This is a genomic window from Duganella sp. P38, from assembly GCF_050859475.1.
GTDB lineage: Bacteria > Pseudomonadota > Gammaproteobacteria > Burkholderiales > Burkholderiaceae_D > Rugamonas.
This window is the reverse complement of the sequence record NZ_CP193936.1, coordinates 886,516-907,120: the sequence shown is the minus strand read 5'-3', so window position 1 is coordinate 907,120 and position 20,605 is coordinate 886,516. Positions and strand designations below refer to the sequence as shown.

The 20,605-nt window shown below is 64.4% G+C and carries 18 protein-coding genes and 2 pseudogenes; 6 read left to right on the top strand and 14 right to left on the bottom strand.

What is annotated here, in order from left to right; genetic code table 11:
* Window positions 1-41 precede the first annotated feature (41 nt).
* On the top strand, window positions 42-1,850 hold the full coding sequence (locus tag ACRQ5J_RS04150; protein WP_432381253.1) for a PepSY-associated TM helix domain-containing protein: 1,809 nt from the start codon (window positions 42-44) through the stop codon (window positions 1,848-1,850).
* Here the strand turns inward: ACRQ5J_RS04150 and ACRQ5J_RS04145 are convergent.
* A complete protein-coding gene (locus tag ACRQ5J_RS04145; protein ID WP_432381252.1) occupies window positions 1,843-2,400 on the bottom strand; it encodes a helix-turn-helix domain-containing protein in 558 nt (185 codons plus the stop codon). The genes ACRQ5J_RS04150 and ACRQ5J_RS04145 overlap by 8 nt on opposite strands.
* Before the next feature lie 46 nt (window positions 2,401-2,446).
* On the opposite strand from ACRQ5J_RS04145, the gene ACRQ5J_RS04140 reads away from it, so the two are divergent.
* Entirely contained in the window at window positions 2,447-3,304 is an 858-nt protein-coding gene (locus tag ACRQ5J_RS04140) for a DMT family transporter (RefSeq protein WP_432381251.1), read from the top strand.
* Here ACRQ5J_RS04140 and ACRQ5J_RS04135 read toward each other — a convergent pair.
* Window positions 3,301-3,894, bottom strand: coding sequence for a PEP-CTERM sorting domain-containing protein (locus ACRQ5J_RS04135; protein WP_432381250.1), 594 nt, complete (start codon window positions 3,892-3,894; stop codon window positions 3,301-3,303). The genes ACRQ5J_RS04140 and ACRQ5J_RS04135 overlap by 4 nt on opposite strands.
* A 75-nt stretch (window positions 3,895-3,969) precedes the next feature.
* The gene (locus ACRQ5J_RS04130; protein ID WP_432381249.1) at window positions 3,970-4,590 is read right to left on the bottom strand and encodes a hypothetical protein; all 621 of its coding nucleotides are present in this window, start codon (window positions 4,588-4,590) and stop codon (window positions 3,970-3,972) included.
* A 172-nt stretch (window positions 4,591-4,762) separates the two neighbouring features.
* On the opposite strand from ACRQ5J_RS04130, the gene ACRQ5J_RS04125 reads away from it, so the two are divergent.
* Window positions 4,763-5,926 carry an MFS transporter gene (locus ACRQ5J_RS04125; protein ID WP_432381248.1) on the top strand — a complete coding sequence of 388 codons (1,164 nt, stop codon included), beginning with the start codon at window positions 4,763-4,765 and terminating at the stop codon, window positions 5,924-5,926.
* Between the two features lie 220 nt (window positions 5,927-6,146).
* On the top strand, window positions 6,147-7,091 hold the full coding sequence (locus ACRQ5J_RS04120; protein ID WP_432381247.1) for a dihydrodipicolinate synthase family protein: 945 nt from the start codon (window positions 6,147-6,149) through the stop codon (window positions 7,089-7,091).
* 172 nt (window positions 7,092-7,263) lie between these two features.
* Here ACRQ5J_RS04120 and ACRQ5J_RS04115 read toward each other — a convergent pair whose 3' ends face one another.
* Entirely contained in the window at window positions 7,264-7,557 is a 294-nt protein-coding gene (locus ACRQ5J_RS04115) for a HigA family addiction module antitoxin (RefSeq protein ID WP_432381246.1), read from the bottom strand.
* Window positions 7,558-7,956: 399 nt separating this feature from the next.
* On the opposite strand from ACRQ5J_RS04115, the pseudogene ACRQ5J_RS04110 reads away from it, so the two are divergent.
* A pseudogene (locus ACRQ5J_RS04110) lies at window positions 7,957-8,136 on the top strand (dihydrodipicolinate synthase family protein); the annotation flags it as partial.
* A 158-nt stretch (window positions 8,137-8,294) separates the two neighbouring features.
* Window positions 8,295-8,576 (top strand): hypothetical protein, encoded by a 282-nt coding sequence (locus tag ACRQ5J_RS04105; RefSeq protein ID WP_432381245.1) that lies wholly within the window; start codon window positions 8,295-8,297, stop codon window positions 8,574-8,576.
* Here ACRQ5J_RS04105 and ACRQ5J_RS04100 read toward each other — a convergent pair.
* The 10 genes and pseudogenes from ACRQ5J_RS04100 to aspS form a co-directional block, all read right to left on the bottom strand.
* Complete coding sequence (locus tag ACRQ5J_RS04100; RefSeq protein WP_432381244.1) at window positions 8,573-9,346, bottom strand: enoyl-CoA hydratase; 774 nt, start codon at window positions 9,344-9,346, stop codon at window positions 8,573-8,575. The genes ACRQ5J_RS04105 and ACRQ5J_RS04100 overlap by 4 nt on opposite strands.
* Before the next feature lie 118 nt (window positions 9,347-9,464).
* Window positions 9,465-10,661, bottom strand: coding sequence for an acetyl-CoA C-acyltransferase (locus ACRQ5J_RS04095; protein ID WP_432381243.1), 1,197 nt, complete (start codon window positions 10,659-10,661; stop codon window positions 9,465-9,467).
* An 11-nt stretch (window positions 10,662-10,672) separates the two neighbouring features.
* Window positions 10,673-13,072 carry a 3-hydroxyacyl-CoA dehydrogenase/enoyl-CoA hydratase family protein gene (locus tag ACRQ5J_RS04090; RefSeq protein WP_432381242.1) on the bottom strand — a complete coding sequence of 800 codons (2,400 nt, stop codon included), beginning with the start codon at window positions 13,070-13,072 and terminating at the stop codon, window positions 10,673-10,675.
* A gap of 12 nt (window positions 13,073-13,084) precedes the next feature.
* The gene (locus tag ACRQ5J_RS04085) at window positions 13,085-14,875 is read right to left on the bottom strand and encodes an acyl-CoA dehydrogenase C-terminal domain-containing protein (protein ID WP_432381241.1); all 1,791 of its coding nucleotides are present in this window, start codon (window positions 14,873-14,875) and stop codon (window positions 13,085-13,087) included.
* A gap of 35 nt (window positions 14,876-14,910) precedes the next feature.
* Window positions 14,911-15,513 (bottom strand): TetR/AcrR family transcriptional regulator, encoded by a 603-nt coding sequence (locus ACRQ5J_RS04080; RefSeq protein ID WP_432381240.1) that lies wholly within the window; start codon window positions 15,511-15,513, stop codon window positions 14,911-14,913.
* 207 nt (window positions 15,514-15,720) lie between these two features.
* On the bottom strand, window positions 15,721-16,092 hold the full coding sequence (locus ACRQ5J_RS04075) for an RNA-binding S4 domain-containing protein (protein WP_432381239.1): 372 nt from the start codon (window positions 16,090-16,092) through the stop codon (window positions 15,721-15,723).
* Window positions 16,089-17,252 (bottom strand): cardiolipin synthase ClsB, encoded by a 1,164-nt coding sequence (gene clsB, locus ACRQ5J_RS04070; RefSeq protein WP_432381238.1) that lies wholly within the window; start codon window positions 17,250-17,252, stop codon window positions 16,089-16,091. The genes ACRQ5J_RS04075 and clsB overlap by 4 nt, the downstream gene beginning before the upstream one ends.
* A gap of 8 nt (window positions 17,253-17,260) precedes the next feature.
* Window positions 17,261-18,078: pseudogene (locus ACRQ5J_RS04065) on the bottom strand (endonuclease/exonuclease/phosphatase family protein).
* 115 nt (window positions 18,079-18,193) lie between these two features.
* Window positions 18,194-18,658, bottom strand: a complete 465-nt coding sequence (gene nudB / locus ACRQ5J_RS04060; protein ID WP_432381237.1) for a dihydroneopterin triphosphate diphosphatase — start codon at window positions 18,656-18,658, stop codon at window positions 18,194-18,196.
* Window positions 18,659-18,776: 118 nt separating this feature from the next.
* The gene (aspS, locus tag ACRQ5J_RS04055) at window positions 18,777-20,576 is read right to left on the bottom strand and encodes an aspartate--tRNA ligase (protein WP_432383578.1); all 1,800 of its coding nucleotides are present in this window, start codon (window positions 20,574-20,576) and stop codon (window positions 18,777-18,779) included.
* Window positions 20,577-20,605: the final 29 nt, after the last annotated feature.

Sequence of the window (20,605 nt, the reverse complement as noted above, 5' to 3'; positions counted from 1 at the left end):
GCGCCGGCCAGCGCTCCCCCAGCCGCCGCAAGGGGAGCCGCATGAACGGCGGCCTGCGCCAGTCGATGGCGTGGCTGCACACCTGGACCACGCTGCTGTCCGGATGGTTGCTGCTGGTGGTCTGCATCACCGGCACGGCGGCCTACTACCGCGACGAGATCAGCCTGTGGATGCAGCCCGAGTGGCACAGCGGCATTCCGGCCGCCGCCACGCCGGCCGCGCAGGCCGACGCCGCACGCATGGCGCTGGCGCGCCTGCAACAGATCGCGCCGCAGGCAGACAGCTGGATCATCGACCTGCCGCAGCAGCGCAAGCCTTACACCGGCATCAGCTGGACCAGCGCACGCGGCGAACGCCTGGCGCCGGGCGCCGGCCGCCCCGCCGGCACCTTCGAAAGCGCCACGCTGGACGGCCACGGCCACCTGCTGCAGCAAGCGCGCGACACGCGCGGCGGCGGCTTTTTTGCCGTGTTCCACTTCACGCTGCACTATATGCCGGTGCTGTGGGGGCGCTGGATCGTCAGCATCTGCACCATGGTGATGTTCGTCGCGCTGATCAGCGGCGTGATCACGCACCGGCGCTTCTTCGCCGACTTCTTCACCTTCCGGCCCGGCAAGGGCCAGCGCTCGTGGCTCGATGCGCACAACGCGCTCGGCGTGGTGGCGCTGCCGTTTCACACCATGATCTGCTACAGCGGCCTGGTGACGCTGATGCTGCTGACCATGCCGTGGGCGGTCAAGCAGCTGTATCCCGACGACCGCAACGCATTCGTCGGCGCGGTGTTCCCGCAGGCGCCGCGACTGGCGCCGGCGCTCGGCATGGCAGCGCCGCTGGCCGACGTCACGCACGTGCTGGCGCAATCGGCCCGCCAATGGGACGGCGCGCTGGCGGCGCGCCTGACCGTGCAGCGGCCGAACGACGCGGCGGCGCGCTACATCGTCCAGCGCGACGAGTCGGGGCGCCTGTCGAACCAGCGCCAAAGCCTGTTCTTCAGCGGCGTTGACGGCACGCTGGCCGAGCGCAGCGGCGACGCGCAGTCGGCCGCCGCCGCAACGCGCAACACCATGATCGGCCTGCACCTCGGGCACTTCGCCGAGCCCTCGCTGCGCGGGCTGCTGTTTATCTCCGGCCTGGCGTGCTGCGCGATGATGGGCACCGGCATGCTGCTGTGGACCGTCAAGGCGCGCCAGCGCAAGCAGCCGCCGCCCGGCCTGCGCCTGGCGGAAAGCCTGAACATCATCACCATCGCCGCGCTGCCGGCGGCCATCGGCGCCTACTTCTGGCTCAACCGCCTGCTGCCGGCAGAGCTGGCGCAGCGCGCGGTGGCCGAAATCAACGGCTTCTTCCTCTGCTGGGGCGTGCTGTCGGCTGCCGCGCTGTGCTGGCCGGCCCGACGCATGTGGATGGCGCAGCTGATGCTGGGCGGCGCCTTGTTTGCCGCGCTGCCGCTGCTCAACATCGCCACCGCGCCGGCCGACGCCCACGCCGGACTGCTGGCCGGCGGCAACGGCCTGATCGCCGCCACCGACGCCGGCCTGCTGCTGTGCGGCGTGCTGTTGGCATGGGCCGGCTGGCGGCTGCGTCCGGCCACGCCGTGGCGCTGGCACACCGGCGCGCGCGTACTGACCGCCATCTTCGGCGGCTATGCGCTGGCCGCGCTGGCGAGCGCGCGACTGGCGGCGCTGTGCGCGCTGTTCATGGCCCGCGCCGACGCCGCCCTCACCGGCATGCTGCTCAGCTTTGTGTTCTACGCCGCCGCCATCATCTGGACCTTCAGCGCCGGCACGCTGGCGCGCGCGTGGACGGCGCTGCTGCTGGCGGCCGGCTTGTTGCAACTGCTGCCTAGCTGATTACATTGCGCACAAAGCGCGCGGTCGCCGCTCCCGGATTGACGTAGGCATAACGCTGCGCGCTGCTGAAGATGGCAAACTCGCCAACGGCCAGCCGCCGGGTCTCGTGTTCAAACTCGATATGCAGCACGCCTTCGGTGACCAGGATCATCTCCGAAAAGCCCTGCATATCGGGCTGCGCGTCGTAACGGTCGCCGCCGTGCAAGGACCAGGTCCACAACTCCACCATGTGCGCGGCCGGCGCCGCGCCCAGCAACACCGCCTGGCTGTCGGCGCCAACGCCGCGCCACATCACGCTGCGGATATCGCGGTTGTCGGCCTGCGGCGGCCGCACCAGGTCGACAAAGCGCACGCCCAGCGCCAGCGCGATCGCATCCAGATTGGACAGGCTGATATTTGCGCTGCCGGCCTCCAGGCCGTTGATCATGCGCCGGCTCAGGCCGGCACGCGTGGCCAGCTGTTCCTGGCTCAGCCCCTGCTGCTGCCGGTAGCGGCGCACGTGTTCGGCCGCATGGGCGAGCGCGGGCGACGAAGTGTCTTGACTGTGCATTATATTGCGCATCATAATATGAGAAATATTTTGCGCATATTCTATCATGAACCTGACCTCCTCCCGCTGGGCGGAGCTGTCGCTGGTCGTCGTCACGATGATCTGGGGCGGCACCTTCCTCATCGTCCAGACCGCCGTGCACACAGCCGGCCCGCTGGCCTTCGTCGGCACCCGCTTCGCCATCGCCGCGCTGATCGCGGCCGCGCTGAGCCGCCGCCACCTGCGCGGCTTCACCGCGCTCGAGCTGGGCGCCGGCCTGGCGATCGGCGCCTGCATCTTTGCCGGCTACTCGCTGCAAACGCTGGGCCTGCAATACATCACCAGCAGCAAATCGGCCTTCATCACCGCTTTCTACGTGCCGACGGTGCCGCTGCTGCAATGGCTGTTCCAGCGCCAGCAGCCGCACGTGGCGGCACTGGTCGGTTCAGCGATGTCGTTCATCGGCCTGGCCTGCCTGGCGGGGCCGGAAGGCATGCGCGGCGGCTTCGGCCACGGTGAAATGCTGACCGCGCTGGGCGCGCTGGCGATATCGGCGGAAATCATCCTGATCGGCCGCTACGCCTCGCGCGTGAATGTGGCCAGGGTCACGGTGGTGCAATTGGCGGTGGCTGCGCTGCTGGCGTTCATCGCCATGCCGGTGGCCGGCGAAAGCCTGCCCGGCCTGGCGCCGCTGTTCTTCCTGTGCGCGCTGGCGCTGGGCATGGCCAGTGCCGCCATCCAGTACGTGATGAACTGGGCGCAGCGCCAGGTCAGCGCCACCAAGGCGACGCTGATCTATGCCGGCGAGCCGGTGTGGGCCGGCGTGTTCGGCCTGCTGGCCGGCGAGCACATCCCCGCGCTGGCGGTGCTCGGCGCTGCGATGATCATCGCCGCCAGCATCATCGGGGAATGGCGTAAAGCTTAGGCCTGCTTGCGGCCTTGGCGGCGGGCCGCGAAGCCCAGCAGCGCCAGGCCGGCGCCCAGCATGCCGTAGGTGGACGGCTCCGGCACCGCCGCCAGCGTGCCGATGGCCTGGAATTCAGCGACAGCAAACCGCGCGTCGCCGGTTGGCGTGCCGCTGATGCGGAAGGCCGACGCCACCACCGGCGCGCTCAGGTTGTAGGTGCTGGTGCTCAGGCCCCAGACGGCGGGCTGGCCCAGCACGCTCAGTTCTTGCCAGGACTGCGTGTTGTCGAGGTATTCGACCAGGTAGCGGTCGTTGTTGTCGGCTTGCAGCGTAATCTGCTTGACCGAGGCGGCCTGTTGCAGCGTGATGGTGATGGCGGCGTCGCGGCCGGTCCAGAACACCGAGTGCTGGTTCCAGGTCGTGCTGTCAGGCTGGAACACGCCGTCCACCAGGCTGGCCGGGGTGGCGGGAATCCCCTCGCCCGAGCCCGGGCTGTTCCAGAAGCCGCTGCCCGACAGGCTGACAGCGCTGTTCAGGGCCACATTGGTGTCGGCCAGCGCGCCGCCGGCCAGTCCGGTTAAGGCGAGTGCAAGTATCAGTTTCTTCATATCATCCCCTTCATCAAAACACAACAAAAGTTCAAATATATGATGAAATGCCTTGGGTGCGTCGCACGATAATACTTACTCCCCGGCACAGCCCGGCTGCGCCATCAGGGCGGCGCCGACGTCTTGCTCCGGCAGGCGCAGCGTCAGCGTGTTGCCGACCATGCGGTTCTGGTACAGCGCCACGTCCGGGCGCGTAATGGTCTTCGACCACGTGGCGCTGAAGGCCTTGCCATACCTGGCCCGTGCCTCGGCCTTGACGCGCTGCACCTCGGCTTCGCTCAGCTGCTTCGGCAAGAAGCTGCCGATTTCGCTCAACACCAGTTCGCCCTTGCCATTTTTCATCGCGGCGACGAACAGCAGCACGAGCTGCCGGTCGTCGCTGCCGGTCAGCCGCGCGGTGGCGCTGCCGAAGCTGCACACGGTCGCCACGCCGCTGCGGAACTGGCGGATCACCGCGGCGTCGAATTCGCCCGTTTCGGCGTAGTTGACGCGCTGGCCGCTGCTGTCGAGTCCATGGTGGTCGCCCTTGCCACCGAGCTTGAAGGCATAGCGCGCAGGCGCCAGTGGCAAGGCTTCGGCCTCGGCCAGCGTCATGCCGAGGCAGGCCTCGTCCACGCACAGCCGGCCCTGCTCCGCATGCGCGGGGGCGGCCAGGGCGAGCGTGGCGGCGGCCAGCAAAGTGCCCATGTATTTCATGCTAGCTCCTCTTGCAATGTTTCAGAATTGCAATAGTAACAGTTGGTTGGCGTCAGCGGCAAACCGCCAAACGTGCTATCGTTGACCCTTTTTCTTCGCAGTTTTGCCCCTTTCCGATGCACCACGAACCGATTTCTGACACTCCCTCATCACCGCGCCGCGCGGCGCCGGCATGGCCAGCCTGGCCCTGGCCATCGGCGGCCTGGCAATCGGCACCGGCGAATTCGCCTCGATGAGCATCCTGCCGGTGGTTGCCGGCGACCTCGGCGCCAGCCTGCCCGACATGGGCCACATGATCAGCGCCTATGCGCTGGGCGTGGTGGTCGGCGCGCCGCTGATCACCATCTTCCTGGCACGCATGCCGCGCCGCGCCATGCTGATTTTGCTGATGTCGCTGTACGCGGCCGGCAACCTGCTCAGCGCGGCCGCGCCCGGCTATGTCGGCCTGATCGTCGCCCGCTTCATCGCCGGCATTCCGCACGGCGCCTACTTCGGCGTGGCGGCGCTGGTGGCGGCCGCGATGGCCGAGCCGGCCAAGCGGGCGCAGGCGGTATCACGCGTGCTGCTGGGCCTGACCATCGCCAACATCGTCGGCGTGCCGCTGGCTACCTGGCTGAGCCAGGGCTTCGGCTGGCGCTCGACCTTCCTGGTGGTCGGCGTGCTGGGCGTGACCACAGCGCTGATGGTCGGCCGCTACGTGCCGTTCATGGCCGCCGGCGACGCCAGCCCGCGCCGCGAGCTGGGCGTGTTCCGCCGCCTGCAGGTATGGGTCACGCTGCTGATGGTGTCGATCGGCTTCGGCGGCCTGTTCGCCGTCTACACCTACGTTACGCCGACGCTGCTGGAAGTGACCAGGGTGGCGCCGGGCATGGTGCCGGTGCTGCTGGCGATGATGGGTGTCGGCATGACGGTGGGTAACCTGGTCGGCGGCTGGTTCGCCGACCGTTCGCGCCTGTGGACCATCTTCGGCGCGCTGGTGTGGAATGTGCTGGCGCTGACGGCGTTCTACTACACCAGCGGCAATGTCTGGACGGTGGCGCTGAACCTGTTCGCCATCGGCTGCGGCATCGCGGTCGCGCCGGCCGTACAGACGCGCCTGATGGACGTGGCCGGCGACGCGCAGACGGTGGCGGCGGCGCTGAATCACTCGGCCTTCAACTTCGCCAACGCGGCCGGCGCCTGGTGCGGCGGCCTGGCGATCGCCCACGGCATGAGCCTGCAATCGACCGGTCCGGTCGGCGCGCTGCTGGCGGTCGGCGGCATCGCGGTGCTGGGCCTGTCGGTGCTGCTGGAGCGGCGCAATGCCGCCCGGCCGTTGACGCCGGTAACCGCCTGAACTGATGCTCCCCGTCATTCCCGCGCAGGCGGGAATCCATAGAGCCGACGTGCTTCGAACTCAGCATGGGTTCCCGCCTGCGCGGGAACGACGGGGCAGGCTTGGTAGAAATCAGCATGACGGATGACTAAAGCGGCACAACCGCCATGTTTGGATTGTATAAAACATCCAAAGCTGGCTAAATGCTGCCCATCCCATTCACCCAGCCTGAAGGAACACCATGAGCGAGAATATTTTCACCGGCACCATCCCGGCCCTGATGACGCCTTGCAAAGCCGACCGCACGCCCGACTACGACGCGCTGGTCAGGAAAGGCCGCGAGCTGGTCGACGCCGGCATGAGCGCCGTGGTGTATTGCGGCTCGATGGGCGACTGGCCGCTGCTGACCGAAGCACAGCGCCAGGAAGGCGTGGCGCGGCTGGCGGCGGCCGGTGTGCCGGTGATCGTCGGCACCGGCGCGGTCAACTCGAAGGAGGCGGTGTCGCACGCCGCCCACGCAGCCAAGGTTGGCGCCAGCGGCCTGATGGTGATTCCGCGCGTGCTGTCGCGCGGCTCGTCGCCGTCGGCGCAAAAGGCGCACTTCTCGGCCATTCTGGAAGCGGCGCCGAAGCTGCCGGCGGTGATCTACAACAGCCCGTACTACGGCTTCGCCACGCGCGCCGACCTGTTCTTCGAACTGCGCGCCAGGCACCCCAACCTGATCGGCTTCAAGGAGTTCGGCGGCGCCGCCGACCTGCGTTACGCGGCCGAACACATCACCAGCCAGGACGACAACGTCACGCTGATGGTGGGCGTGGACACCCAAGTGTTCCATGGCTTCGTCAACTGCGGCGCAACCGGCGCCATCACCGGCATCGGCAACGCGCTGCCGCGCGAGGTGCTGCAACTGGTGTCGCTGTCGCGCAAGGCTGCCGCCGGCGACGCCGTGGCGCGCCGCCAGGCGCGCGAGCTGGAAGCCGCATTGCTGGTGCTGTCGTCGTTCGACGAGGGCGCCGACCTGGTGCTGTTCTATAAATACCTGATGGTGCTGAACGGCGACCACGAGTACACGCTGCACTTCAACGAAACCGACGAACTGAGCGCCAGCCAGCGCCGCTACGCCGAAACGCAGTACGCGCTGTTCCGCAGCTGGTACGCGAGCTGGTCGAAAGAAGTGGCCGCGTAAAAGCGTTGCGGTAAGCACTGTTGCAGCGCAGGCGGCAAGCGCCTTGCGCCGTAAGATCGTGGCGGCCGAATTGTCGGAAGGCGTTTCGCTGCCACAGAATGCGCTCGTGGCCGAGTTCGGCAAGCCGGATGCCGGCGCGCGAGGCGCTGGTGCCGCTGGAGAGCCAACGCCGTTAGACCAAGTCGCTTGTCGCAGGCACCAGCCGCTCGATTTTCGGTCGCTGCAATTTTCCAGCTTGATACAGATCGTACTCCAGCGGCATGCCAGCCCAAAATTCGGGACTGGTACCAAAAGCGTCGCCCAGTCGGTAAGCTATGTCGGCGGAAATATCCGCATCCCCATCAACAATACCCTGCAAGGCCAGGGCGCTCATACTGAGATGTGTAGCGACATCAGAAACTATCAGGCTACCAAGATATTCTCTGAGCACCTCACCTGGATGAGGTGGATTATGCATACGCGCCATCTCGCCTCCACATTTCAGTGATAGTCAGAATAATCGACCAGAATCACATCTTCGCCATCAAACGCGCAGCGTGCGCTGCCTGAATGCCGGCCAGGCTTCCTGTCTCAAAGAAGCGTTGCAGCCCTTTATGACGAAAGTTCCTAATCATGATCGTATCGCGCGCCGATACGCCATGCAAGCAGGCACTACCACTTTCCATCTCCTGTTCAGTAAGACGAAAAGCGATACTGCAACGACGTTCAGTCCCAGTTGTTGATACGGCTCATAACGCGTGCGTTGCAATCCACCGGGGTAGGGCCGTACTGATCAAATGAAATCAATCGAGTCTGTCGTTCCAGCACGAGGGCCGTGTTAGCGCCGCCCGTGACGATGAGTTGCCTGCATTTAATCGCATAACTGGAAGCGGCGCTGCTGGTGCTGTTCTATAAGTACTTGATGGTACTGAACGGCGAAAAGGAGTACACGCTGCACTTCAACGAAACCGACGAACTGAGCGCCAGCCAGCGCCGCTACGCCGAGATGCAGTACGCGCTGTTCCGCAGCTGGTACGCGAGCTGGTCGAAAGAAGTGGCCGCGTAAAGGTTTGCAGTAACCTTCGTCGCGAAGCAGGCGGAAACGTTGCAACGAACACGCCTGCATGACCCGCAACAATTCATCCTGTCTCAACGTGTCACTTCCTGATGCGTGTCAAATGTGCGGCCCTTGAAATTGCCCGGGCCAAGCGCATACTGCTCCGCATGAACGCCCTCGACATTCCTGGCTATTGCAAACGACTGGAGACCGTCGGCGTACCGCGCGGGCAAGCGGAGGTGCACGCGCAAATGCTGGCCGAGGTAATGGCCCAGGTCGCCACTAAGGATGATCTGGACGCGCTTGAAGCCCGACTAAAAGAATGGGTACAGCTGTATGTGAAGGAACAGATTCAATCGCTCAAGGCGGACATGCTGAAATGGCTCGTCACCATCTCCATCGCGCAGACCAGCTTGCTTTTCGCTGCCCTGCGCTACCTGCCACATTAAGCGAACTGGGTGAAGTCCGGTTTGCGTTTCTGGAAGAAGGCCATGAAGGCTTCCTTGGCTTCCGGCGAGGACAGCATCTTGCTGAAGTGGATGTTCTCGGCGGCGATGGTTTCGCTGGTCGGCGCCTTGCGAGCGGCTTTCATCAGCTCTTTCGTTACGCGGATCGCGCTGGCGGGCAGCGCAACCAGCTTGGCGGCCTGGCCTTCGGCGTAGGCGCGCAGTTCGTCCACCGGCAGCACTTTCGAGATCAGGCCCATGTCCAGCGCCTCTTGCGCGCCGAAGGCTTCGCCCAGCATCAGCTTTTCGGCCGCGCGCGGGTAGCCGGCGATTTGCGTCAGCAGCAAGCTGGACGCGAATTCCGGGCACAGGCCCAGCTGCACGAACGGCATCGAGAACTTGGCGTTGTCGGCGGCGTAGACCAGGTCGCAATGCATCAGCAGCGTGGTGCCGATGCCGACGGCGTTGCCGGCCACGGCGGCCACCACCGGCTTGGTGGCGCCGCTCAGCGCCATCATGAATTTGTAGACGGAACGGTCTTCAATCGCGCCGCCGGTCGGGGCGGTTTTCATGAAGTCTTCCAGGTCGTTGCCAGCGGTGAAAATCTCTGGCTTGCCGGCCAGCAGGATGGCGCGCACGGCGGTGTCGGTTTCGGCGGCGGTCAGCGCGTCGGCCATCGATTGGTACATGGCGGCGGTGATGGCGTTCTTGCGCTCCGGACGGTTGAACTCCAGCGTCAGGATGCCGTTTTCTATGCTGCTCAAAATTTCCATTTGTGTCTCCTGGCCTGACGTCGTTCCGGCGAAGGCCGGAACCCATAGAACGCATGACTGCAAGCGAAGTATGGGTTCCGGCGTTCGCCGGAATGACGGTTTTGCGGCTGTATTTGTATTACACGCGCTCGATGATGCCGGCTGCGCCCATGCCTGCACCTACGCACATGGTCACCATGCCGTATTTCAGGTTATTGCGGCGCAGGGCGTGCACCAAGGTCGCGGCACGGATCGCGCCGGTCGCGCCCAGCGGGTGACCCAGCGCGATCGCGCCGCCCATCGGGTTGACCTTGGCGGTGTCCAGGCCCAGATCGCGGATCACGGCCAGCGCCTGCGCGGCAAACGCCTCGTTCAGCTCGATCCAGTCCAGCTGGTCCTGGGTGATGCCGGCGGCCTTGCACGCCTCTGGAATCGCGAACTTCGGACCGATGCCCATGATTTCCGGCGGCACGCCCTTGACAGCGAACGACGAGAACTTGGCCAGCGGGGTCAGGTTGTGTTCCTTCAGGATTTTCTCCGACACCACCAGCAGCGCGCCGGCGCCGTCGGACATCTGCGAGCTGTTACCGGCAGTGACCGAACCTTTGGCCGCGAAGACAGGCTTGAGCTTGCCCAGGGTTTCCAGGCTGGTATCCGGACGCGCGCCTTCGTCGGTATCGACGGTGCGGGTCTTGACCTTGATCTCGCCGGTAGCCAGGTCCGGCGTGCGGGTGATGATCTCGACCGGGGTGGTTTCGTCCTTGAAGAAGCCGGCCTGCTGCGCGGCGATGGCGCGGCGGTGCGATTCGACCGAGAACGCGTCCTGGTCTTCGCGCGACACCTTCCACTGCGCCGCCACCTTCTCGGCGGTCAGGCCCATGCCGTATGCCATGCCGACGTTTTCGTCGGTGAACATATTCAGGTTCATCGAAGGATGGTGGCCCATCATCGGCACCATCGACATCGACTCCACGCCGCCGGCCAGCATGACGTCGGCTTCGCCCACGCGGATGCGGTCGGCCGCCATGGCCAGCGCGGTGATGCCGGAAGCGCAGTAACGGTTGATGGTGACGCCGCCGACGGTCTTCGGCAGGCCGGCCAGCAGCACCGATTGACGGGCGATGTTAAAGCCCTGCTCCGCTTCCGGGAACGAGCAACCGATGATGGCGTCGGTAATCAGCGCCGGGTCCAGGCCGGGCGCCTGTGCCAGCGCCGACTGGATCACGCGCACCAGCAGGTCGTCCGGGCGGGTTTTGTTGAACATGCCGCGCGGCGCCTTGCCGATCGGGGTGCGGGTCGCTGCGACGATGTATGCGTCTTGAACTTGTTTGCTCATTGTCTTATTCCTTAGTTGCGGACTGGCTTACCGGTTTGCAGCATGCCCATGATGCGCTCTTGGGTTTTCGGATGGTTCAGCAGCTCCAGGAACGCTTTACGCTCCATGTCCAGCAGCCACTGTTCGCTCACGAAGGAACCCTGGTCGATATCGCCACCGCTGACGATTTCGGCAATCATGTCGCCCAGCTTGAAGTCGTGCGCGGAGATGAAGCCGCCGTCACGCATATTGACCAGTTGCGCCTTGATGGTGCCCCAGCCGTAGCGGCCGGTCACCTGGATCGGCGCCTTCAGCGGCGCGCGGTAGCCCTTGTCGAACATGGCGCGCGCTTCGGTCTTGGCCACGTACAGCAGTTCGTACGGGTTGAACACGATCACGTCGTCTTCTTTCAGGTAGCCCATCGCCTGCGCTTCCAGCGCCGATTTCGACACGTTCGCGGTGGCCGCGTTGGTGAAGCCGTTTTTCAGGAATTGCAGGATGTCGGTGCCCTTGGCTTCCTTGTAGGCGCGCTGCGCCGCTTCCTTCAGGCCGCCGCCGGCCGGAATCAGGCCCACGCCCACTTCCACCAGGCCGATGTACGATTCGATCGAGGCCACGCGCTTCGACGCGTGCAACGCCATTTCGCAGCCGCCGCCCAGTGCCAGGCCAGCCACCGCGGCCACCACCGGCACGTTCGAATATTTCATCGCCATGAAGGTGTCTTGCAGTTCCTTGATGATCGGATCGACTGCCTTGGCGCCGCCGCTCATGAAGGCTGGCAGCGCCGATTGCAGGTCGGCGCCGGCCGAGAAGGCGCCGCCGTCGGCCGCGTCAGCCGCCCAGATCACCAGGCCCTTGAAGTTTTTCTCGGCTTCGGCCAGGGCTTTCTTGAAGCCGGCGATCACGCCCGGGCTGATCACGTGCAGCTTGGTTTTCATCGAAATGACCAGCACCTCGTCGCCCGAGTGCCAGATGCGCACATCGTCGTCTTCATGCACGGTGGTGCCGGCTTTACGGCCGTCGATTTCGCCCGAACCCAGCACCGGCGCGCGGAATTCCTGGCGCTTGTACACGGCCAGGTCCGAACGCGGAATGTAGGCGTTGGCTTTCGGCGACCACGAACCTTCCGGCGTATGCACGCCCTTCTCGGCCACCGGGCCTTCGAACACCCAGGCCGGCAGCGGCGCGCTGCTCAGCGCGTGGCCGGCGTCGATGTCTTCCTTGACCCACTGGGCCACCTGGGTCCAGCCGGAGGCCTGCCAGGTTTCGAACGGGCCGACGGTCCAGCCGAAGCCCCAGCGCATGGCGAAGTCGATGTCGCGCGCGTTGTCGGCGATGTCTTCCAGGTGCACGGCGATGTAATGGAAGGCGTCGCGGAAGATCGCCCACAGGAACTGCGCCTGCGGGTTGGTCGATTCGCGCATCGCTTTCATTTTCTTGACCGGATCTTTTTCCTTCAGGATGCGGGCCACGATATCGGCTGCCTTCGCGCCGCCCGGCACGTATTCACCGGTGGCGAAGTCCAGGCGCAGGATATCCTTGCCGACCTTCTTGTAGAAGCCGGCGCCGGATTTCTGGCCCAGCGCGCCCTTCTCGACCAGCTTGGCCAGCACTTCCGGGGTTTTGTAGACAGCGGCGAACGGATCGTTCGGCAGGTAGTCCTGCATGGTCTTGATCACGTGACCCATGGTGTCCAGGCCGACCACGTCGGCGGTGCGGAAGGTGCCCGACTTGGCGCGGCCCAGCTTGGCGCCGGTCAGGTCATCGACCACGTCCACCGACAGGCCGAACTTCTCGGCTTCGTGGACGATGGCCAGGATGCCGAACACGCCCACGCGGTTGGCGATGAAGTTAGGCGTATCCTTGGCGCGCACCACGCCCTTGCCCAGCGTCGAGGTCAGGAAGCCTTCCAGCTGGTCGGCGATCTCCGGCTTGGTGTCCGGGGTCGGGATGATTTCCACCAGGTGCATATAGCGCGGCGGGTTGAAGAAGTGCACGCCGCAGAAGCGCGCCTTCAGGTCCGCGTCGAAGCCTTCGGCCAGCTTGCCGATCGACAGGCCCGAGGTGTTCGAGGCGAAGATGGCGTTAGCCGAAATATGCGGCGCGACTTTCTTGTACAGGTCGTGTTTCCAGTCCAGGCGCTCGGCGATCGCTTCGATGATCAGGTCGCACTCTTCCAGCTTGGCCAGGTCGTCTTCGTAGTTGGCGACTTCGATCAGCGCCGCGTGTTCCTTGTTGCCCAGCGGCGCAGGCGACAGCTTTTTCAGGCCTTCGATGGCTTTCAGCACGATGCCGTTCTTCGGCGTGCCTTCCTTGCCCGGCAGGTCGAACAGCACCACAGGCACCTTGGCGTTGACACAATGGGCGGCGATCTGCGCGCCCATCACGCCGGCGCCCAGCACGGCTACTTTTTTAACGATGAAATTGGTCATTGTCGTTTCCTCTTAGAACAGGTCGGCGTCGAGGGCCATCAGGTTGGCGGAGCCCGAGCGTGCCTGGCGGATCAGGGTGGCGGTTTCCGGTTGCAGGCGGGCGAAGTAGAAGCGCGCGGTCGCCAGCTTGGTTTTGTAGAAGGTGTCGCTGCTGTCCTGTTTTTCCAGCGCGATCTTGGCCATTTGCGCGAAGAAGTAGCTGTACACCAGGTGGCCGACGACGCGCAGGTAAGGCACGGCGGCGGCGCCCACTTCGTCGGCGTTCTGGAAGGCCTTCATGCCGATTTCCATGGTCAGCTTGGTGACTTTGTCGCCCAGGTCGCCCAGCGGGGTGATGAATTCGCTCAGGTTTTCATCGAGGCCGTTTTCTTCAACGAAGGCTTTGATCTTCTCGCCGAACTTGCGCAGCTTGGCGCCGTTGTCGCCGAGAATCTTGCGGCCCAGCAGGTCCAGCGACTGCACGGTGTTGGTGCCTTCGTAGATCAGGTTGATGCGGGCGTCGCGCACGTACTGCTCCATGCCCCACTCGCTGATGTAGCCGTGGCCGCCGTACACCTGCATCGCTTCAGAGGTGGCGATCCAGGCGTTGTCGGTGATGAAGGCCTTGACGATCGGGGTCAGCAGCGCGACTTCGTCGGCCGCTTCCTTGCGCACATCCTCGTCCGGGTGGTGCAGTTCGCGGTCGATCTGCAGCGCGACGTACGAGGTGAAGGCGCGCGCGCCTTCGGCGTAGGCGCGGCCGGTCAGCAGCATGCGGCGCACGTCGGCGTGGACGATGATCGGGTCGGCCGGCTTTTCCGGATTCTTGGGACCGGTCAGCGAGCGCATCTGGATGCGGTCCTTGGCGTACACCACGGCGTTCTGGTAAGCCACTTCGGTCAGGCCCAGCGACTGCATGCCGACGCCCAGGCGGGCGGCGTTCATGAACACGAACATCGCTTGCAGGCCCTTGTTCGGCTGGCCGATGATCCAGCCCTTGGCGCCGTCCAGGTTCATCTGGCAGGTCGAGTTGCCGTGGATGCCCATTTTTTCTTCGATGGCGCCGCAGAAGATCGGGTTGCGCTCGCCGATGCCGCCGTCAGCGTTCGGCAGGAACTTCGGCACCAGGAACAGCGAAATGCCTTTCGAGCCTTCCGGCGCGTCGGGCACGCGGGCCAGCACCAGGTGCAGGATGTTTTCCGACATGTCGTGCTCGCCGGCCGAGATGAAGATCTTGTTGCCGGTAATCAGCCACGAGCCGTCTTCCTGCGGCAGCGCTTTCGAGCGCAGCATGCCGAGGTCGGTGCCGCAGTGCGGCTCGGTCAGGCACATGGTGCCGGTCCATTCGCCCGACACCAGTTTCGGCAGGTAGGTTTTCTTTTGTTCTTCGGTGCCGTGTTCTTTCAGGCACTCGTAGGCGCCGTGCGACAGGCCCGGGTACATGGTCCAGGCCTGGTTGGCCGAGTTCAGCATCTCGTAGAACGAGTTATTCATCACCACCGGCAGGCCCTGGCCGCCGTATTCCGGATCGCAGGCCAGCGCGGCCCAGCCGCCGTCGACGTATTGTTTGTAGGCTTGCTTGAAGCCTTTAGGAGTGGTCACCGACTTGGTCGCGCCGTCGTAGTGGCAGCCTTCGCGGTCGCCGCTGTGGTTCAGCGGGAACAGCACTTCGGAGGTGAACTTGCCGCCCTCTTCCAGCACCTGGTTGATGATGTCGGCATCGATTTCCGAGTAGTTCGGCAGCGTTTTCAGTTCATCTTCGACCTTCAGCAGCTCGTGCAGAACGAATTGCATATCCCGGATTGGCGCGACGTATTGACCCATGGTTTTCTCCTGATGACTACTGTAGTTTGATTTGATTAATTCGACTTCACTGCGTTGCGGTACGTTTCGAGCACGCGCTCAAAGCCCCGTTCAGCCCGCTCCTGGCTGCCGGGGATGCGCATGAAGCGGCCGTCGTGATGCAGGGCCAGGATCAGGCCATACATCTCGTAGACCAGCTGCTGCGGGTCGGTGCCCGCCTTCAGGTCGCCGCAGTCGACGCACTGCTTCACGCAGCGCAGCAGCGCGCCCTGCCAGGCGCCGACCATGGCCATCAGCTCTTCGCGGATCGGCCCCGGACGGTCGTCATACTCGACCGCGCCGCTGATGTAGATGCAGCCCGAGGCCACTTCCACGCTGACCCGCTTGACCCAGCGCGCAAACATCGCCTGCAGGCGATGAATGCCGCGCGCTTCCTTCACGCTGGGGAAGAACACTTCCTGCTCGAAACGGTGGTGGTACAGCTTCAGCACTTCCAACTGCAAATCTTCACGCGATCCGAAGTGTGCGAACACGCCGGATTTGCTCATGTTCATCTTATCCGCAAGCAATCCGATGGTCAGGCCTTCCAGGCCGTCACGGCTGGCCAGATCCAGCGCCATGTCCAGGATCGCTGCGCGGGTTAACTCGCCTTTGCGCATAAATTTAGTTGAGGTATTAATAAGATGCCATCCCAGAGTAAGTTTTTGTAATTTCGTGGAGAAGGATTATTCTCCACCAGATAAATTTACTCTGTGTGAAAAGAATTGCGAACGCTCGTACTATTATCCACTTGCGGGGAATGTCAAACAGTACCTTTAGAGGTGCGGTTCTATTGCTGCGACGCAGCATGCGGAAGAGAAACTAAGTTAGAGCTTGTCCAATTCGCGGCGGTCGCGTTTGGTCGGACGGCCCTTGATGGTGGTGCCGGGTTCGCGGTACAGGCGGCGGTTTTCCGCCACGGCGGCGCGGCGCGCCACGCTGACGTCGGTTTCCTCATAGAGGTTGCGGGCGACCGGCGCCGGGCCGCGCACGTCGGACAGGCCCATGACATCAACCTCCCACCGGTCGGCGCCGTTGTCGATCTCCAGCACGTCGCCCAGCCTGACGTTGCGCGCCGGCTTGGCGCGGTCGCCGTTGACGATCACCCGGCCCAGCGAGATGGCGTCGGTGGCCAGCGAACGGGTCTTGAAGAAGCGCGCTGCCCACAGCCATTTATCCAGTCGTACACCGTCGCTCACGCGTATTTCCCCACTGCGAACACCCGCATTAGTAATTTGTAGAACACAAACGCAATTTCGTAGCCGACCCGGCGCACATGGCCGACGTGCTCGAAATCATCATAGGTGATGATCTTGCCGTCGGCAATAGCCGCCTCGATGTGCTGGCGCAGGCTCTGCGCGAAGCGCGCGTCCTTGATCACCACATTGGCTTCCTGGTTCAGGAACAGGCTCAGCCCGTCCACATTGCTGGAGCCGACCGTGGCCCAGTCGTCGTCGATGACGGCCACCTTGGCGTGCAGCTGCGTCTTATGATATTCCACCACTTTGACGCCGGCCGCAAGCAGCTTCGGGTAGAACGAGTGCGCCACCGCGTCCTGCAGCCAGATTTCGCCGACGCCGATCAGCAGCACCACCTCGACGCCGCGCTCGGCGGCCAAGGTCAGCGCGCGGCGGAACTTGCGGCTGGGGGCGAAATACGGATTGGCCAGCAGCACGCTCTTGCGGGCCCGGCCCAGCGCCTGCAAATAGGCGCGCTGGATGGTGCGGCGGTTGCGCAGGTTGTCGCGCACCACGAAGCCGGCCTGCACCGCGTGGGCGGCGGCGATCTTCTCGACCTTGCGCATGTCGCGGTACAGGCCGATCCGCTTGATCAGGCTCAGCTTGCCGAGCCGGCGCCACTGGGTCACCGCCTCCAGCTGGATCTCGGCCACCAGCGGGCCGCGCACCTGCACCGCGAAATCCCAGCGCGGCGCCGACAGCGGCTTGCTGTGGTCGTAATCGCAGAACATATCGTCGTTGATATTGATGCCGCCGACATAGGCCAGCGCGCGGTCGACCACGCAGATCTTGCGGTGGGTGCGGGTGACGCCGCGCCTGAACCACGGATTGAACATGCGGTGCTCGACGCCACCGGCGCTGAACACCTCGTGCATGCTGTTGATCTGGCGGCGGCCGGTGCCCCACCAGTCGGTAATCACGCGCACCTGCACGCCGCGCCGGGCGGCGCGGATCAGGGCGGCGATGACGCGCTGGCCGGTGTCGTCGCCGGCGAAAATATAGGTCTCGAAGTACACCTCGTACTGCGCGGCGTCGATGGCGCCGATGAGGGCCGGGAAATAATCGGTGCCGGTGTGGAGCAGGGTGACTTCGTTATCAGCAAGAAAATTAACTGGTCGCATAGTTGGCGCTACGCCAGCGTCAGCGAGGCGACGATGGGCGCATGATCGGATAGCTTGGCCCAGAGACTACCATGCATTACCTCTGCCGCGTCAACCTTGAAGCCGCGCACGTAGATGCGGTCGAGGCGGAAGAACGGCAGCGCGGCCGGGAAGGTGCGCGCCGGGGTGATGCTGCTCTTGCGGCGCAGCTTGCGCATGATCTCGCCGAGCGCGGTGTTCGCGCCCTCGATCTCGTCGAAGGCCTCGACCACGCCGAGCGCGTTGTACAGTTCGGCGCTGAGGGTATTGCGCCAGTCGTTGAAATCGCCGGCGATGACCACCGGCTCGCCGTGGGGCGCGGTTTCCCTGACGGCGTTGATCAGCGCCTGGGTCTGCCGGCGGCGGCTGCCCTCGAACAGGCCGAGGTGGACGACGTAGCAATGCACCGGCCCGTTCGGCGTATCGAGCACACAATGCAGGATGCCGCGCTGTTCGTAGGCGTGGTCGGAGACATCGCGGTTCAGGTGGCTGGCGATGGGAAAGGCGCTCAGCAGCGCGTTGCCGTGGTGGCCATGGTCATAGATCGCGTTCATGCCATAGGCGGCATGCAAATGGCGCGATTCGCCGGCGAAATATTCATGCTGCGCCGCAGCGGGCCAATGCTTATGGCCCAGATGTTCGGCGCCATATTTGGCGGCCTTCAGATCATGCTTGCCCTGCACCTCTTGCAAAAAACCACATCGGCATCAAACATGCCGATGGCCTGTTTCAGCGCCAGCACGCGCGGTTCCGCACGGATGCTGGAAACGCCCTTATGGATGTTATAAGTAGCAACACGGATCTTCATGCGGCCTATTTTACTCCCCGCAGCAAACTCGACGTGCGCCGCCGCACACTCCGGGGTCAGGTCTGACATTCGCACACGGTCTCAACTGCTTCGCAGTTGAGACCGTGTGCGAATGTCAGACCTGACCCCGGGTTTGGCGGGGCAGCTGGAGGATGGCTTCGGCGTTGGAGGAGGAGAAGCATTTGTCGGCGGCCGCCAGGTGCGGCAGCCAGATGTGGTCGACGTGCTCGCGCGGGCTGAGCGTGACGACGATGTCGCGCGGGACTTCGACGCTGAAGACGTGCTCGGTATTGTGGGTGACGCCAGGCGCGTAGCGGTGCCGCCAGACCGGGTAGATTTCGTAGACGTTGGATAGATGCCAGTCGCGCAGCACGATGCGCTGGCCGTCGGCGACGATGCCGGTTTCTTCGACGAGTTCGCGCGCGGCAGTCGCCAGCAGCGGCTCGTCCGGCGCGTCCAGCGAACCGGTGACCGATTGCCAGTAGCCCCGGTTGGCGGCGCGCTCGATCAGCAGCACTTGCAGGTCGGCGGTGTGGATCACCACCAGCACCGATACGGGGATTTTGTATGGCTTGTTCATGGGGAAATGACTCCGCCGGCCACGTCATTCCCGCGCAGGCGGGAATCCATGCTGAGCCAGCGGAGCCGGGCGCCGCATGGGTTCCCGCCTGCGCGGGAACGACGGCCCATGTCGATGATTAGCCGGCCACTTTCGGCTCGGCGGCGCGCAGACGGATGTGCAGTTCTTTCAGCTGCTTCTCGTCCACTTCCGACGGCGCGTGGGTCAGCAGATCCTGCGCGCGCTGGGTTTTCGGGAAGGCGATGACGTCGCGGATCGAGTCCGACTTGGTCATCAGCGTGACGATACGGTCCAGGCCGAACGCCAGGCCGCCATGCGGCGGCGCGCCATATTGCAGCGCGTCCAGCAGGAAGCCGAACTTCAGGCGCGCTTCGTCGGCGTCGATCTTCAGCGCGCGGAACACTTTCGACTGCACTTCCTCGCGGTGGATACGGATCGAACCGCCGCCCAGTTCCCAGCCGTTCAGCACCATGTCGTAGGCCTTGGCGATGCAGGCGCCCGGATTGGTTTCCAGCATGTCCTCGTGGCCGTCCTTCGGCGCGGTGAACGGGTGGTGGGTCGCGGTCCAGCGGTCGGCTTCCTCGTCGTATTCGAACATCGGGAAGTCCACCACCCACAGCGGCGACCAGACGTCGTCGAACAGGCCGGCGCTCTTGCCGAATTCCGAGTGGCCGATCTTCACGCGCAGCGCGCCGATGGCGTCGTTGACCACCTTGGCCTTGTCGGCGCCAAAGAAGATCAGGTCGCCGTCTTCGGCGCCGGTCAGTTCCAGCACCTTGGCCAGCGCGGCGTCGTGCAGGTTTTTCACGATCGGCGACTGCAGGCCGTCACGGCCCTTGGCCTTCTCGTTGACCTTGATGTAGGCCAGGCCCTTGGCGCCGTAGATGGCGACGAACTGGGTGTAGGCGTCGATCTCCGAACGCGGCATGTCGGCGCCCTTCGGCACGCGCAGGCCGACCACGCGACCGTTCGGCATGTTGGCGGCGCCCGAGAACACCTTGAAGTCGACGTCTTTCATCACCTCGGTCAGTTCGGTGAACTGCAGCTTGACGCGCATGTCCGGCTTGTCCGAACCGTAGCTGCCCATCGCTTCGGCGAAGTCCATCACCGGGAACGGGTTAGGCAGGTCGACGTCCATGGTGTTCTTGAACACTTTGCGGATCATGTCCTCGAACAGGTCGCGGATTTCCTGCTCGGTCAGGAACGAGGTTTCGCAGTCGATCTGGGTGAATTCCGGCTGGCGGTCGGCGCGCAGGTCTTCGTCGCGGAAGCACTTGGTGATCTGGTAGTAGCGGTCGAAGTTGGCCACCATCAGCAGCTGCTTGAACAGCTGCGGCGATTGCGGCAGCGCGAAGAAGTTGCCGGCGTTGACGCGCGACGGCACCAGGTAGTCGCGCGCGCCTTCCGGGGTCGACTTGGTCAGCATCGGCGTTTCGACGTCGATGAAGCCCAGCTCGTCCAGGTATTTACGCACTTCCATCGTCACCTTGTAGCGCAGGCGCAGGTTGTTCTGCATCTGCGGACGGCGCAGGTCCAGCACGCGGTGGGTCAGGCGGGTGGTTTCCGACAGGTTGTCGTCGTCCAGCTGGAACGGCACGGCCACCGAGGCGTTCAGCACTTCCAGTTCCGAGCAGATCACTTCGATCTTGCCCGATTTCAGGTTGGCGTTGACGGTGCCGGCCAGGCGGTCCTTGACCACGCCGGTGACGCGCAGGCAGAACTCGTTACGCACGGCTTCGGCGGCCTTGAATACTTCAGCCTGTTCCGGATTGCATACGATCTGCACCAGGCCCTCGCGGTCGCGCAGGTCGATGAAGATCACGCCGCCGTGGTCGCGGCGACGGTGTACCCAGCCGCACAGGCTGACAGTTTGGCCGAGCAGCGCTTCGGTGGTGAGGCCGCAGTAGTGAGTACGCATTGAGGACATGTTTATTTCTCGGTTCAGGT

Bases quoted from the DNA above. Each gene is read 5' to 3' on its own strand.
- ACRQ5J_RS04150 (WP_432381253.1), top strand. From the start codon at position 42: ATGAACGGCGGCCTGCGCCAGTCGATGGCGTGGCTGCACACCTGGACC.
- ACRQ5J_RS04145 (WP_432381252.1), bottom strand. From the start codon at position 2,400: ATGCACAGTCAAGACACTTCGTCGCCCGCGCTCGCCCATGCGGCCGAA.
- ACRQ5J_RS04140 (WP_432381251.1), top strand. From the start codon at position 2,447: ATGAACCTGACCTCCTCCCGCTGGGCGGAGCTGTCGCTGGTCGTCGTC.
- ACRQ5J_RS04135 (WP_432381250.1), bottom strand. From the start codon at position 3,894: ATGAAGAAACTGATACTTGCACTCGCCTTAACCGGACTGGCCGGCGGC.
- ACRQ5J_RS04130 (WP_432381249.1), bottom strand. From the start codon at position 4,590: ATGAAATACATGGGCACTTTGCTGGCCGCCGCCACGCTCGCCCTGGCC.
- ACRQ5J_RS04125 (WP_432381248.1), top strand. From the start codon at position 4,763: ATGGCCAGCCTGGCCCTGGCCATCGGCGGCCTGGCAATCGGCACCGGC.
- ACRQ5J_RS04120 (WP_432381247.1), top strand. From the start codon at position 6,147: ATGAGCGAGAATATTTTCACCGGCACCATCCCGGCCCTGATGACGCCT.
- ACRQ5J_RS04115 (WP_432381246.1), bottom strand. From the start codon at position 7,557: ATGGCGCGTATGCATAATCCACCTCATCCAGGTGAGGTGCTCAGAGAA.
- ACRQ5J_RS04105 (WP_432381245.1), top strand. From the start codon at position 8,295: ATGAACGCCCTCGACATTCCTGGCTATTGCAAACGACTGGAGACCGTC.
- ACRQ5J_RS04100 (WP_432381244.1), bottom strand. From the start codon at position 9,346: ATGGAAATTTTGAGCAGCATAGAAAACGGCATCCTGACGCTGGAGTTC.
- ACRQ5J_RS04095 (WP_432381243.1), bottom strand. From the start codon at position 10,661: ATGAGCAAACAAGTTCAAGACGCATACATCGTCGCAGCGACCCGCACC.
- ACRQ5J_RS04090 (WP_432381242.1), bottom strand. From the start codon at position 13,072: ATGACCAATTTCATCGTTAAAAAAGTAGCCGTGCTGGGCGCCGGCGTG.
- ACRQ5J_RS04085 (WP_432381241.1), bottom strand. From the start codon at position 14,875: ATGGGTCAATACGTCGCGCCAATCCGGGATATGCAATTCGTTCTGCAC.
- ACRQ5J_RS04080 (WP_432381240.1), bottom strand. From the start codon at position 15,513: ATGCGCAAAGGCGAGTTAACCCGCGCAGCGATCCTGGACATGGCGCTG.
- clsB (WP_432381238.1), bottom strand. From the start codon at position 17,252: ATGCGACCAGTTAATTTTCTTGCTGATAACGAAGTCACCCTGCTCCAC.
- nudB (WP_432381237.1), bottom strand. From the start codon at position 18,658: ATGAACAAGCCATACAAAATCCCCGTATCGGTGCTGGTGGTGATCCAC.
- aspS (WP_432383578.1), bottom strand. From the start codon at position 20,576: ATGCGTACTCACTACTGCGGCCTCACCACCGAAGCGCTGCTCGGCCAA.